Source organism: Proteus sp. TSJ240517 (assembly GCF_047921575.1).
In the GTDB taxonomy this organism is placed as follows: Bacteria; Pseudomonadota; Gammaproteobacteria; order Enterobacterales; family Enterobacteriaceae; genus Proteus.
The window spans coordinates 549369-562899 of sequence record NZ_JBLRMH010000001.1 but is presented as its reverse complement, the minus strand read 5'-3'; the positions used below and the strand labels follow the sequence as shown (position 1 = coordinate 562899).

Here is a 13531-nt window from a genome sequence, read left to right as displayed (position 1 = left end):
TTAGATTAAACTTAGTCGTTATCGTCTAATGTCATTTCACCGCGTAGGTTTTGTTGCATTAGTCGGCAGATTTCAGTGTAATTATATTGTTGGCTAAGAAGATAATGCAGTTTAGTTAATGTTGCTTCAAATGTCATATCAAAGCCACTGATCACCCCAACTTCCGCTAATGCTTGACCTGTTGCATAACCTTCCATATTCACTCGGCCAGAAATACATTGTGTAAGGTTGATAACAACAATACCACGCTCTGTTGCTTCACGTAGGGTAGAAAGTAAAGCTGGGTGTGATGGTGCATTACCGACACCATAAGAGCGCAATATTAAGGCTTTCACAGGTTGCATCAGGATGTTTTTAACGACTTCATCGGAAAGACCCGGATAAATTGTGACAACACCGATAGGTTGAGGCGTAATATTATGTGCAGTAAATTCACCATTTCCTTTAGGAAAGGAATTAATTTTAAATTGTTTAATATTAATGCCCGCTTCTAACAGTGGTGCGCTATTTGGCGATGCAAAGGCATTAAAGCCGTCGGCATGTGCTTTTACGGTGCGGTTTCCGCGATACAGCGTGTTATTGAAAAATAGAGCCACTTCATTAATTGGATGATGAGCAGCGAGATAAAGCGCATTTAATAGGTTTGTTTGTCCATCAGAACGTAAGGCTTCTAAAGGAATTTGAGAGCCAGTAACAATAATAGGCTTGCTAAGATTCTCAAACATAAAAGAGAGTGCAGAAGCAGTAAATGCCATTGTATCAGTACCATGAAGAATAACGAATCCATCATAGTTGTGATAATTTTCACTAATATCATCAGCAATAGATTGCCAATCTTCAGGGGTAATATTTGAAGAGTCGATCAGCGGAAGATGCTCTTTGATTGTGAAATCAGGCATTTCTTCGCGATGGAACTCTGGCATTTTGGCTAATTGGCGTTGTAAATGTCCTGATACAGGAATATAGCCGTGTTCAGAATGTTGCATACCAATAGTACCACCCGTGTATACAACGTAGATTGATTTCTTTTGCATCAGACAAAACACTCTTATTAGGCTGTGAGAAATACCTGATTATAGGGAGTTTACAGAATAAAAAAAGGAAAGGATGCTAAAAAAAGAAAATAGAGATTAATGAATATCTGCTTTAACTCATTGTGTTAAAAATACTATTGATAAAAACGGGCAAAAAATAATCGTCAGTATATTATGCTAAACAAAGTCAGGAAAAAAGAGAAAAACACCTGCTCTGAAAGAGCAGGTGTTGAGACAAAAACGGCTATTGAATATCACCACAAGATAAGCAATACGCATAACGGTTAAGCGGATCATTCATATTGCGATAAAACTCCGTTTGTGATTTTACTTCTCTTAAAACAGGGGCTGGTAAATAAGCTTGTAATGGATCAGGGATAATAGCTTTTGCATTATTTGATAAGCTCATGATTATCTGTTCAGAGAGACTTAATTCTGGCTTCATCCAATCAATAACAGGCTCTTTAATTTTTGCCATTTTAGCAACGGCATCAATGGCATCATCAAAATCACCAAACTCATCGACTAAGCCCACATTTTTTGCATCTATTCCTACCCACACTCGACCTTGAGCAATACGATCAATTTGAGCTGGCGTTTTTTTACGAGATTCAGCCACTAAATTAAGAAATGTTTTATAACCACTTTCGATATTCAGTTGTAACAACTCGGCAAATTCTTCAGGCAACTTATTGGTGACAGATAATCCTGCTAAAGGTGATGTTGTGACACCATCGGTATAAACACCAATAGACTCTAGGCTGTTTTCAAAGGTATTAATAACACCGAAAATACCAATAGAACCCGTTAATGTTGAAGGACTAGCAATAATCTTATTTGCAGGTGTGGAGATCCAATATCCTCCTGATGCTGCTAATCCTCCCATTGAAACAACCACATGTTTTTTCTGTTGTTTAAAGGCTTCAACTTCACTGCGAATTTGTTCTGATGCTGAAACACTACCACCTGGGCTATTTACACGTAATACAAGTGCTCGAATATTAGGATCTAAACGGGCTTGGCGAATTTGATTTGCAATGGTGGAACCGCCTGCGGAGCCAGGAATGCTTTCGCCGTCAATAATGGCGCCTTGAACAACGACTACGGCAATATTACCTTCATCATTTGCAGGTAATGATGAAGTTAACGTATTGGCATAATCATAAATACTGATATTGTTAAATTGCTTGTTCTCTTTATCCCACTGAAAGGTTTCTGTCATATCAGCTTCAAATTGAGCGTATGAGCTGACAGAATCCACTAATTTACGATTTAGCGCATAAGTTGCGTTATCCCCATCTGCATTGCGTAGCTGTGCAATCATCTCTTTTGCACCTGGGAAAACATCTTCTGTGGTAATGCTACGGTTTTCTGCCACTTGGGTTAAATAAGTAGACCACAGCGCATTAACTAAACGTAATGAAGCTTCTCGAGATTCCGCAGACATATCATTGCGCATTAACGGTTCAACCGCAGATTTATACGTTCCTACGCGGAAAATATGAGTACTTACTTTTAAATTTTCTAACAGTGTTTTGTAATAGAGATTTTGAAAGCCAAAACCATAAACACCCACTGCACCTTGAGGTGTGAGATAAATTTTATCTGCATAAGAAGCGAGATAATATTGCGGCTGACTGTAATAGCCACTCACTGCAAAAATCGGTTTGCCTGTTTTTTTAAATTCAGTAAGTGCCTTACCAATATAATTTAGCGAAGGCTGATCTGCGCCGACAAATTCATCAAGTTTAAGCACCATACCTTTAATTTTCGGATCTTGAGAGGCTAGGCGTAGTGTATCGACGACTTCAAATAATGAATTTTCTTGGAGCTGGCTACCCGAAACGCCTAAAAGCTCACGCCCAACTTCCCCTAAAGGATTTTGGGTTGCAGTTTGGTCAACAATCACACCTTTAAGATCAACAAGAAGGGCGCCTTCATAATCCATTGGTTTTTGTGCTTCTTTGCTAATTAAGAAAATACCAATGACCACAAAGAGAAGGAAAAAGAAAATAACGTTTAAGATTAATTTTCTGATAAAGTTAATGGCTTGCCAACTGAATTTTAATATTGCGCCGATTAACTCCATAATTTTATTCATATTATCTCCACATCATGTAAAGCTAAAATTTAATCCTAAACAGTCATGCTAGAATTATTGGTAAGCAGGCTACATCTACATAATCTCATACTATTAAAACAAAAAATGTTGTTATCAATAGAGAGAATAGTAATAACAATAAAGGAATATTCTAATATAGCTCTTATTGAATGTCTGTCATTGATTTTTAGGAAAACACTAATGATAACTTTTTACTTAAGATGTTATTAAGCAAACATTTATCTTACGTAAAAATAGTTAAATAAATTCACACAAAAAGGCATCAAAGTAATATAGAAAATCGTCAAATTAAAAAGAAAAATAGGATCAAAATCAGCTTAAATTAACTTAGTAAGCTAAGATTAATCATTTTATGAACAATAAATTACGATTAAATGACCACATACCTGATTTTTAGAAAAATTCCCGCCTAAATCTGCGGATGGTGGTAATATAACAGTTTGTTATACTGCGAATTGATAAGAACTGTCCATCCCCATAAGAATGGGATCTTGCTAAAATAAAATGCTGACAGGAGAATAAAAATGGATGCATTAACACTGCTTTTGAACCGCCGTTCAGCTTCCCGACTGACTACTCCAGCCCCCGATAGTGAAGCCCTCAATACTATTTTACAAGCCGGTATGCGCGCGCCTGATCATGGTGCACTTAAGCCGTGGCATTTCGTTGTGATGCAAAATGAAGGCATTGAACGTTTTAGCCAATTACTACATAAAGCCGCGGTTGTGGGTAATTTAGGGCCAGAAGTTGAAGAAAAAGCAAAAAATGCACCTTTTCGTGCCCCATTGATCATCACGGTCATTGCGAAAGTGAAAGATCATCCTAAAGTTCCTGAATGGGAGCAAGTTGTTGCAGCCGGTTGTAGCGTACAAGCAATGCAAATGGCCGCTGTTGCTCAAGGATTTGGGGGGATTTGGCGTTCAGGCTCTTGGACTCATGATGCAGTTGTAAGAGAAGGACTTGGCTGTGGTGAACATGACCAGATTATTGGTTTCCTTTATTTAGGCACGCCAGCCCTGAAAGCGCCAATGACGGTTTCTCCTGCTGACTTAACTGATTTTGTGACTTATTTTTAAAAAGGATGGCATGTTATGTCTGAAGCAATTCGTTTAACACAATACAGTCATGGTGCAGGTTGTGGTTGTAAGATCTCGCCAAAAGTTTTAGAAACCATTTTACATAGCGAACAAGCTAAGTTTCATGATCCTCACTTACTTGTAGGTAATGAAACCAAAGATGATGCTGCTGTTTATGATTTAGGAAATGGCACAGGTATTATCAGTACTACTGATTTCTTTATGCCAATCGTTGATAATCCTTATGATTTTGGGCGTATCGCTGCAACGAATGCAATCAGTGATATTTTTGCAATGGGCGGAAAACCTATTATGGCAATCGCAATTCTAGGCTGGCCTATTAGTAAACTGGCACCTGAAATTGCGCGTGAAGTGATTGAGGGGGGGCGAGCTGCTTGCCAAGAAGCAGGCATTTCACTGGCTGGTGGTCACTCAATTGATGCGCCAGAACCTATTTTTGGCCTTGCCGTTACAGGTGTCGTGCCTGTGAGCAAAGTGAAGAAAAACAGTGAAGCTAAAGTAGGATGTCAGCTCTTTTTAACTAAACCTTTGGGTATTGGTGTATTAACAACGGCTGAGAAAAAAGGTTTGTTAAAACCAGAGCACCAAGGTTTAGCAACAGAAATTATGTGCCGTATGAATAAAGCCGGTTCTGATTTTTCTGATATCGAAGGCGTCACTGCAATGACAGACGTTACAGGATTCGGTTTATTAGGGCATTTAAGCGAAATCTGTGATGGCTCTGGTGTACAAGCCACCATTCATTTCTCACGAGTCCCAAGATTGCCAGAAGTAGAGTCTTATATTGAACAAGGCTGTGTTCCTGGTGGTACAGGTCGTAACTTTGAAAGTTATGGTCATTTAATTGGTGAGATCACTGAAATGCAACGTAAATTACTCTGTGATCCGCAAACATCAGGTGGCTTATTATTAGCTGTATTACCTGAAGCCGTGGAACAGGTTAAAGAGGTCGCTGCTCGTTTTGATATTGAACTAACCTCTATCGGTGAGTTAACTGAGCCAGTGGCAGGAAAAGCGTTGATTGAAGTGACTAACTAACGTAATGAGATTATTTATTGCAGAAAAACCCAGCCTTGCTCGCGCTATTGCTGATGTATTGCCAAAGCCCCATAAACGGGGCGATGGCTTTATTCTTTGTGGTGATAACCAGTATGTGACGTGGTGTGTTGGTCACTTACTTGAACAAGCTGAGCCGGATGCATACGACCCGCGGTACGCCCGCTGGTCGTTAGATGATTTGCCCATTATTCCTGAAAAATGGCAACTCAAGCCCCGAGCTGATGTTAAAAAGCAGCTAGAAACCATCAAAACACTACTTAAGCAGGCAAAAGAAGTGATCCACGCGGGGGACCCCGATCGTGAAGGTCAGCTCTTAGTCGATGAAGTACTTAACTATTTAAATATCAGTGAAGAGCAAAGAAAACAGGCGCGTCGTTGCTTAATTAATGACTTAAACCCAGCGGCAGTGACGCGAGCTATTGATAAGCTACGTTATAACCATGAGTTTGTACCATTGTGCGTATCTGCTTTAGCGCGAGCAAGAGCAGATTGGCTTTATGGTATTAACATGACTCGAGCGTATACGCTATTAGGTCAGCGTAATGGTTATCAAGGTGTATTGTCAGTAGGGCGAGTACAAACGCCAGTATTAGGCTTAGTGGTTCGGCGTGATGAAGAAATTGAAAACTTCGTTCCTAAAGATTTTTTTGAAGTTAAAGCACATGTTGTAACACCTGCCGATGAACGCTTTACCGCGATTTGGCAACCAAGTGAACATTGTGAACCTTGGCAAGATGAAGAAGGGCGATTATTAAATCGTAAACTTGCAGAGCATGTTGTTGAGAGAATTCAAGGCAAGCCAGCGAATGTTACAGATTACCAAGATAAACAAGAGTCTGAAATTGCCCCATTACCCTTTTCGCTTTCAGCGTTACAAATTGAAGCGGCAAAACGTTTTGGTTTAAGCGCACAACAAGTCTTAGATACCTGCCAGCGATTATATGAAACGCATAAATTAATTACTTATCCGCGTTCTGATAGCCGTTATCTTCCTGATGAACATTTTGCTGGCCGCCATGCCGTTATTAATGCGATCAGCACACATGACGCAAGCTTATTACCGCAAGATACTCTAGATATTGATAAAAAGAATCGTTGCTGGGATGATAAAAAAGTTGATGCTCACCATGCAATTATTCCAACGGCAAAAACGGGCAATATCTCATTAAGTGAAAATGAGAAAAATATTTATTATCTCGTGGCTCGCCAATATCTAATGCAATTTATGCCTGATGCTGTCTATCGTAAATGCGTTATTGAACTTGATATTGAGAATGGCAAATTTATCGCTAAAGCGCGTTTTTTAGCGCAAGCAGGATGGCGAGTTTTATTAGGTGCGAAAGAGCAAGATGCTGAAAATGACGGCTCTGCATTGCCAATAGTGGCTAAAGGTGATGAACTGCTGTGTGAAAAGGGAGAGATTGTTGAAAAGCAAACGCAGCCTCCAAGACCTTTTACTGATGCAACATTGCTTTCTGCTATGACTGGAATTGCGCGCTTTGTTCAAGATAAAGAACTTAAGAAAATCCTAAGAGCAACGGATGGATTAGGCACTGAGGCGACAAGAGCGGGAATTATTGAGCTGTTATTTAAGCGTGGTTTTTTGCAAAAGAAAGGGCGAGCCATTAATTCAACCCCAGCGGGTAGAGCATTAATTCATGTATTGCCAGATATGGCAACTTTACCGGATATGACTGCACATTGGGAATCGATACTCACGCAAATTAGTGAGAAACAATTTAAATATCAAGATTTTATGATGCCATTAAATAACACCTTGATAGAGTTGATTACTCAAGCGAAGCGTCGTCCAAATATTCAAGCTTTCAGAAATCTTCCCGCACCCGCGCATAATAAAAAGCGCAAGACAGCAACTAAAGGAAGTAACAAAGCAAGCCCCGCGAAAAATAAAGCGCAGAGTAAAGAAACAACTACTGATAATTAAGCACAAATAAAAAAGCACTTCCTTTATTATTTAGGGAAGTGCTTTTACTGAATTAAGATTTTATCTGATTAGATTTTAAATTCAGCCCAAACTGGTGCGTGATCAGATGGTTTTTCCATTCCACGGATCTCGTAATCAATTCCTGTTGAAATACAATTATCCGCTAAGCAGCGACTTGCTAGAAGTAAGTCAATGCGTAAGCCTCGGTTATCATCAAACCCTTTAGAACGATAGTCAAACCACGAGAATTTATCATCAGCTTCAGGATGTTGTTGGCGGAATGTATCTGTTAACCCCCAACCCATTAAGGTTGCCAGCCATTCCCGCTCTTCTGGTAGGAAAGAACATTTACCTGTTTTTAACCAACGTTTCATATTATTTTCGCCAATACCAATATCTTTATCTGTTGGGCTAATATTTAAATCACCCATAATAAGTACTGGAGAGGTTGGTTTTAAGCTGGTGGTTAGGTAATTTTGCAGGTCAGCATAGAATTTTTCTTTTGCTGGAAATTTAGTTTCATGATCACGGCTTTCGCCTTGAGGAAAATAGCCGTTCATAACTGTTAATAAACCCGCTGGTGTTTCGATATCTGCCATGATCATTCGACGTTGAGCATCATCCTCATCGCCAGGAAAGCCTTTACGTACTGCGACAGGTTTTTCTTTTGTGAGTAAGGCAACTCCATAATGCCCTTTTTGACCATGATAGAAAACATGATAACCCAAGGCACCCACCGTATCTAATGGAAACATATCATCATGAACTTTCGTTTCTTGAAGCCCAATAACATCTGGCTGATGTTTTTCTATGATAGCTTCAAGTTGGTGAGGACGAGCGCGTAAACCATTAATATTGAAAGAGACAAATTTCATGTGACTGTAACCATTTATATATTGAATAATAGGATGTCTTATACTAGCAGGATCATAAAATGAATGTAAGCAAATCACTGAAATGATGGCACAGCTTATCAAGAGAAAGATAAAATGAGATAAAAAATAAAGGCCATTAAATAAAGCGCGCTAATTTAATAAAAATAATTAATTGTATAACAAAAAATATTAATTAAACAAACTAGAAACATAAACTAATCTTTGATAGAAGAATATAAGTATTATTATTCTTTATATGTGAAGAATGATGACATAATAAAAATAATATTGTAGTTATAAATTGTATTCATTAAAAGGAGGTAAAAGAATATTTATATAAGACTGCTTTTATATAAAATTAATTTTTAAATTAATTAATCACTATTTTATTTACATTAAATGAATCAATGAAATTATTTTATTCTACACAGCAAAGGAATGGTGAATTATGTTTTTTTCTCGTAAGTTAGAAGCCTTTATGGCTGTAGTCGAAAACGGCTCGTTAAGTAAAGCGGCGCGGGTGATGAATCGCACGACGCCTCCCGTCGCTAAATCTATCAAAGACTTTGAAGCCGTGTTAGGAAAGCGTTTATTTAAGCGAGAGAAGTTTGGTATGAGTTTAACCCAAGAGGGTCTTGAGCTTTATAATGATTTGAAATCGCTCTATCTTCAGGAAAAAGAGATAACTAAAAAACATATCTCGGGGATTATAAATAATAGCATTCATGTTTATTATGATTGGGGAAAAAGTCAGTATTTAACTCAGTTTTATCAAGCAGCAAATAAAAATTATTCCCATATAAATATAATGCGATTTTCAAGAGAAAACTTTGAAGAAATACCCGACTATGATGGTAATACATTAATATTAAGTTCTGAGAAAATTATTAGTGAAAAATTTAGTCTTCTTCATAAAATAGAAAATAAACACTTGGGTATTTGTTGTCAAAAAACACTCGTGAATAGTGTGAATAATAATATTGATAGGCTTTTAAGTGAAAATATTTGGTTATGTGATCCGGCATTATACAAAACAGCTAAGATAAAAAAATTAGAGAGTGAAATTGGGGATAGAGGAAAGACAGTGTGTGTCAGAATAATGGATGATCTTAATTGCTGTTTACGTTTTATTCAAACGCATCATTCTCTTTTATTAACAGATGAAAACCCATTGAAAAGTGAGTATGAAGCAGATTTATGCTTTATACCATTAATTCAGCCTGAAATTCAGTATAGCTGTTATATCTATAAATCTAAGTATCATTCAAGTGTATTGAATCGATTTTTGGATTTAATTAATAAAATGAAATAAAAAGAATTTTTTGGGGTAAAGCTAAGAGGAGATGGTGGTGGGAGAAGGATTCGAACCTTCGAAGTCTGTGACGGCAGATTTACAGTCTGCTCCCTTTGGCCGCTTGGGTATCCCACCAACATTAAATTGTTTTGCTGTCCGTGACAGCGGGCGCAATAATACCAAATACCTGAGATCTGTAAAGCGCTATTTTACTAAAAACAGACTGACTGCTGTAAAATTGTGCGTATCGTTCGAGCTTTATGCGCTATCGTATTGATTTTAAGCAATATCATCTCTATTAGTAAGAGATAAAAAATAAACCGCGATATGTTTTATATCGCGGTTTACATTTAGATAGTCACACTGTTTGCGTTATTAGTGACAGAAAACTTATAAAATGATTGTTCTGTTACCATAAACGAAGACACGTTGTGAAAGTACCCAATATAAAGCATGGCTAAGAACATTCTTTTCAACATCTCGACCGGCTCTCATCATATCTTCAGCAGAAAACGTATGGTCAACATTAATCACATTTTGAGTGATGATTGGGCCTTCATCTAAATTATCATTTACGTAGTGTGCTGTTGCACCAATGATTTTCACACCGCGCTCATAAGCCTGATGGTAAGGGCGTGCACCAATAAAGGCAGGTAAGAAAGAGTGGTGAATATTGATAATTTGATTCGGGAAGTTTTGTACAAATGCAGGTGTTAATACACGCATGTATTTTGCGAGTACAACATAATCAGGTTTGTATTGATTAATTTGTGCAATTAACTTTTCATCATGCTGATCACGGGTTAAGCCTTCATGGCTAACAAGATGGAAAGGAATACCAAATTGTTCTACTAGATGTTTTAACGTATCGTGATTACCAATGACGGCGGCAATTTCTACATCCAAATCACCAAATGCACTTTTCATTAATAAGTCACCCAAGCAGTGTGCTTCTTTTGTCACCATAATGACAATGCGACGACGACCTGCGGTATTTAATTCACGTTTTGAGCCTTGTGGTAAGGCATCATCTAAATCTGCAAGAAAGGTTTCATCATTAAAGATACCTTCAAGCTCGGTGCGCATAAAAAAGCGACCTGTACGATGATCAACAAACTCACTATTTTGAACAATATTTAATTGATGTTTGTAGCAAATATTCGTGATTTTAGCGATAAGTCCTTTTGCATCAGGGCAAATAGTACGCAGTATTTTTTTTTGAGTATTTTGGTGTTGCATGTATGGATAAATCCTTTCTTTTACTTCTGTGTTTGCAGTTATTTGATGTTATTTTCACAACATTTTTTGTATTTACGCCCTGAACCACAAGGGCAGGGATCGTTTCGCCCCACTTTCGGTTTCACACCGTCAATATAAAACCAACAGTCATCTATTTTTAGAAAACGAGAGCGTTCATGTAAGTACTGTTTATCATCGGCATTTCTTTCAATAAAGCAAGCCGAGAATTCAACATATGCCTCATTTTTATTTGTGCTTACTTGCGATGAGATAACATTGAGTCCAAGCCATTGTGTATTTGGAAAGCCAGAAACTAATTCATCATGCAAGGAGACAACACGACAAGAGGGATGCCACGTCTTGATTAAGTAATCAGCATTATGTTTAACGAACGCGCTATAACGCGAACGCATCAATGCTTCTGCTGTTGGGGCGTTCTTTTGACCTAAATGGTAAGGCTCACAGCAATTCGAGTAGAATAATTGGCTATTACAGGGGCATAAACTTGACAAAATAATGTCCTAACTCACGTTATCAGTATGACGATTTCCCATAGATTGAAAAAAGTAATGATTGGGAATAATTAACGTCAATGTTGAACTAAACTAATAATGTAGCGCTAATTAATCAGCATGTGAAACGATAGTTACCGGAGTCACCAATGAATAAAGCCTTAGTGGGTAAAAAAATCTTAATAATTGATGATGAGGTCGTTTTTCGCACCATGTTGACGGAATATTTCTCACATGAGAAGGCTTGCGTTTATACAACAGATAACGGTAGCCAAGCATTATCTTTATTAGAAGGGGGATTGCTTCCTGATCTTATTTTATGTGATATCCGTATGCCAGTAATGAATGGTCCCACTTTTTTATGTCATCTTGAACAACGTAAATTGGCTATTCCTGTTATTGCTATTTCATGTACAGATAATATGGCTGAAGTAGATGATATGTTGCGTTTAGGGGCGCAAGAGATTTTTCTTAAGCCAATAACACATCTTGAGAAATTAAAACAAAAAGTCATTGAAGTATTATGCCCTGGCTTTTTTGAATCAGTATTAATAGAAGGTATACATTTAGAACCACTTTGGAATAGCTTACGAAAAGATACCCATTATATTCAATCGTTCATAAAACAGATGCAACCACAGGTTAAGCAGATTGTTGCGGGATATTGTGTTAATTATCGTCAATTAAATGATATTGCTAAAATGGGTTTATTATTTGATATTGCGGCTTTATCCGAAGATCAAATTATCTTCTATTGTGTCGATATATCGAGAGATGATGAAAATGGGCTTTTGGTCGCTTTACTCTTACGGGTTGTTTTTAATGATGTATTAAAGTCATCAGAAAAAATACGATCTTTACCAAGTATGTATAATATGTTGAATAAACTAAATAAAATGCTTAATGAGATTGGGGTAAAAGGACAATTTCCTATAACACTAGGATATTATCATACGCAGAAAAAAAATATATTATTAGCCTCAGCAGGTTTAAAAGCTGAAATAAAAACAGAAAGTAAAAAATTTGAATTAAATAGCGGTGTTCCCTTAGGTACATTGCAACTTTTATATATTAATCAAGTAAAATGTGAGGGAACAAATTGGCAATGTAAAATTTGGGATAACACAAACCAGATTAAATTAATGTTTTCCCCTATCTATAAAAGTTAAATTTAGATTAAATAAAAACAGAATATCGTGCATATATTAAACATAAATGAAGAACTATCTCAATTAACGGGTAGGACTCTGTTTATCCTTAGATATTAGCTGGTATACTCTGGCGATTATTTTTAATTGTACCCATTCACATCTGAAAGTAGAACGGTACGAATTGCAGGAGAAGTATAATGTCATCAGCAGTGCGTAAAGTTAGAAAAGCGGTGATCCCTGTTGCTGGATTAGGAACACGAATGCTACCTGCAACCAAGGCAATTCCAAAAGAAATGTTGCCAGTGGTTGATAAGCCTCTTATTCAATATGTGGTGAATGAATGTATTGCCGCAGGTATTAATGAAATTGTACTTGTTACACATTCATCTAAAAATTCAATTGAAAACCATTTTGATACAAGTTTTGAATTAGAAGCAATTTTAGAAAAACGAGTAAAACGCCAGTTATTAGAAGAAGTACAAGGCATTTGCCCAAGCCATGTCACTATTATGCAAACTCGTCAGGGAATAGCGAAAGGATTAGGCCATGCCATTTTATGTGCTAAGCCATTAATTGGTGATGAACCTTTCGCTGTTATCCTGCCTGATGTTATTTTAGACAGATACAGTGCTGATTTAACGAAAGTTAACTTAAAAGAGATGCTTTCTCATTTTGAGCGTTCAGGCGCAAGTCAAATCCTTGTTGAGCCTGTTCCTGAAGATGAAGTCTCTAATTATGGTATTGTTGATTGCATGGGTGAAAACTTATTCCCAGGTGATAGCAAACCAATTACTCGTGTTGTTGAAAAACCTAAGAAAGAAGAAGCACCTTCGAATTTATCTATCGTAGGGCGTTATGTGTTATCTGAAAGTATTTGGCCACTATTAGCGAGAACAGCACCTGGTGCCGGAGATGAAATTCAGTTAACGGATGCGATTGCAATGCTGATTGAAAAAGAAGCTGTTGAAGCTTATCACCTGCAAGGGAAAAGCCACGATTGTGGTAATAAATTAGGGTATATGAAAGCCTTCGTAGAGTACGGAATACAGCACGAAGAGTTCGGTGAAGACTTTGCACAATGGCTAAAATCATTAAAGATACAGTGAAATAAAGCCCATTAATAATCATTTATATGGTTAATCTCATTGTATAATTCTTATAAATGAATGATGCATAATAAGCTGATATTTTATGAGAAAAGCT

At 37.3% G+C, this 13531-nt stretch carries 11 protein-coding genes and 1 tRNA gene; 6 read left to right on the top strand and 6 right to left on the bottom strand.

Annotated features, from left to right (window positions below; genetic code table 11):
- Window positions 1–11: 11 nt before the first annotated feature.
- Both ansA and sppA read right to left on the bottom strand, forming a co-directional pair.
- Window positions 12–1034, bottom strand: coding sequence for an asparaginase (gene ansA, locus ACNARN_RS02610; RefSeq protein ID WP_109372094.1), 1023 nt, complete (start codon window positions 1032–1034; stop codon window positions 12–14).
- 244 nt (window positions 1035–1278) lie between these two features.
- Window positions 1279–3135 (bottom strand): signal peptide peptidase SppA, encoded by a 1857-nt coding sequence (gene sppA / locus ACNARN_RS02605; RefSeq protein ID WP_416304100.1) that lies wholly within the window; start codon window positions 3133–3135, stop codon window positions 1279–1281.
- A gap of 545 nt (window positions 3136–3680) precedes the next feature.
- Here sppA and ACNARN_RS02600 point away from each other — a divergent pair.
- From ACNARN_RS02600 to ACNARN_RS02590, 3 genes are read left to right on the top strand one after another with little or no spacing between them, the layout of a single operon-like run.
- A complete protein-coding gene (locus tag ACNARN_RS02600) occupies window positions 3681–4232 on the top strand; it encodes an NAD(P)H nitroreductase (RefSeq protein WP_023581966.1) in 552 nt (183 codons plus the stop codon).
- Window positions 4233–4247: 15 nt separating this feature from the next.
- Window positions 4248–5291, top strand: a complete 1044-nt coding sequence (gene selD, locus ACNARN_RS02595) for a selenide, water dikinase SelD (RefSeq protein ID WP_198630159.1) — start codon at window positions 4248–4250, stop codon at window positions 5289–5291.
- A 4-nt stretch (window positions 5292–5295) separates the two neighbouring features.
- Window positions 5296–7257, top strand: a complete 1962-nt coding sequence (locus ACNARN_RS02590) for a DNA topoisomerase III (RefSeq protein ID WP_198619924.1) — start codon at window positions 5296–5298, stop codon at window positions 7255–7257.
- 68 nt (window positions 7258–7325) lie between these two features.
- On the opposite strand, the gene xthA is transcribed toward ACNARN_RS02590, so the two are convergent.
- Window positions 7326–8132, bottom strand: coding sequence for an exodeoxyribonuclease III (xthA, locus tag ACNARN_RS02585; protein WP_198619925.1), 807 nt, complete (start codon window positions 8130–8132; stop codon window positions 7326–7328).
- A 448-nt stretch (window positions 8133–8580) separates the two neighbouring features.
- On the opposite strand from xthA, the gene ACNARN_RS02580 reads away from it, so the two are divergent.
- Window positions 8581–9444 carry a LysR family transcriptional regulator gene (locus ACNARN_RS02580; RefSeq protein ID WP_198619926.1) on the top strand — a complete coding sequence of 288 codons (864 nt, stop codon included), beginning with the start codon at window positions 8581–8583 and terminating at the stop codon, window positions 9442–9444.
- A 32-nt stretch (window positions 9445–9476) separates the two neighbouring features.
- Here ACNARN_RS02580 and ACNARN_RS02575 read toward each other — a convergent pair.
- From ACNARN_RS02575 to ACNARN_RS02565, 3 genes are all read right to left on the bottom strand, one after another.
- Window positions 9477–9561 (bottom strand) — tRNA-Tyr (locus ACNARN_RS02575).
- A gap of 255 nt (window positions 9562–9816) precedes the next feature.
- Window positions 9817–10665, bottom strand: a complete 849-nt coding sequence (purU, locus tag ACNARN_RS02570; RefSeq protein ID WP_069368973.1) for a formyltetrahydrofolate deformylase — start codon at window positions 10663–10665, stop codon at window positions 9817–9819.
- Between the two features lie 38 nt (window positions 10666–10703).
- Entirely contained in the window at window positions 10704–11177 is a 474-nt protein-coding gene (locus tag ACNARN_RS02565; protein WP_198619927.1) for a YchJ family protein, read from the bottom strand.
- A gap of 149 nt (window positions 11178–11326) precedes the next feature.
- On the opposite strand from ACNARN_RS02565, the gene rssB reads away from it, so the two are divergent.
- Both rssB and galU read left to right on the top strand, forming a co-directional pair.
- The gene (rssB, locus tag ACNARN_RS02560; RefSeq protein WP_109372108.1) at window positions 11327–12346 is read left to right on the top strand and encodes a two-component system response regulator RssB; all 1020 of its coding nucleotides are present in this window, start codon (window positions 11327–11329) and stop codon (window positions 12344–12346) included.
- Window positions 12347–12525: 179 nt separating this feature from the next.
- The gene (gene galU, locus ACNARN_RS02555) at window positions 12526–13434 is read left to right on the top strand and encodes a UTP--glucose-1-phosphate uridylyltransferase GalU (protein ID WP_198619929.1); all 909 of its coding nucleotides are present in this window, start codon (window positions 12526–12528) and stop codon (window positions 13432–13434) included.
- The last annotated feature ends 97 nt before the right edge of the window (window positions 13435–13531 follow it).

Coding starts and splice junctions, on each gene's coding strand:
- ansA (WP_109372094.1), bottom strand. CDS start 1,034: ATGCAAAAGAAATCAATCTACGTTGTATACACGGGTGGTACTATTGGT.
- sppA (WP_416304100.1), bottom strand. CDS start 3,135: ATGAATAAAATTATGGAGTTAATCGGCGCAATATTAAAATTCAGTTGG.
- ACNARN_RS02600 (WP_023581966.1), top strand. CDS start 3,681: ATGGATGCATTAACACTGCTTTTGAACCGCCGTTCAGCTTCCCGACTG.
- selD (WP_198630159.1), top strand. CDS start 4,248: ATGTCTGAAGCAATTCGTTTAACACAATACAGTCATGGTGCAGGTTGT.
- ACNARN_RS02590 (WP_198619924.1), top strand. CDS start 5,296: ATGAGATTATTTATTGCAGAAAAACCCAGCCTTGCTCGCGCTATTGCT.
- xthA (WP_198619925.1), bottom strand. CDS start 8,132: ATGAAATTTGTCTCTTTCAATATTAATGGTTTACGCGCTCGTCCTCAC.
- ACNARN_RS02580 (WP_198619926.1), top strand. CDS start 8,581: ATGTTTTTTTCTCGTAAGTTAGAAGCCTTTATGGCTGTAGTCGAAAAC.
- purU (WP_069368973.1), bottom strand. CDS start 10,665: ATGCAACACCAAAATACTCAAAAAAAAATACTGCGTACTATTTGCCCT.
- rssB (WP_109372108.1), top strand. CDS start 11,327: ATGAATAAAGCCTTAGTGGGTAAAAAAATCTTAATAATTGATGATGAG.
- galU (WP_198619929.1), top strand. CDS start 12,526: ATGTCATCAGCAGTGCGTAAAGTTAGAAAAGCGGTGATCCCTGTTGCT.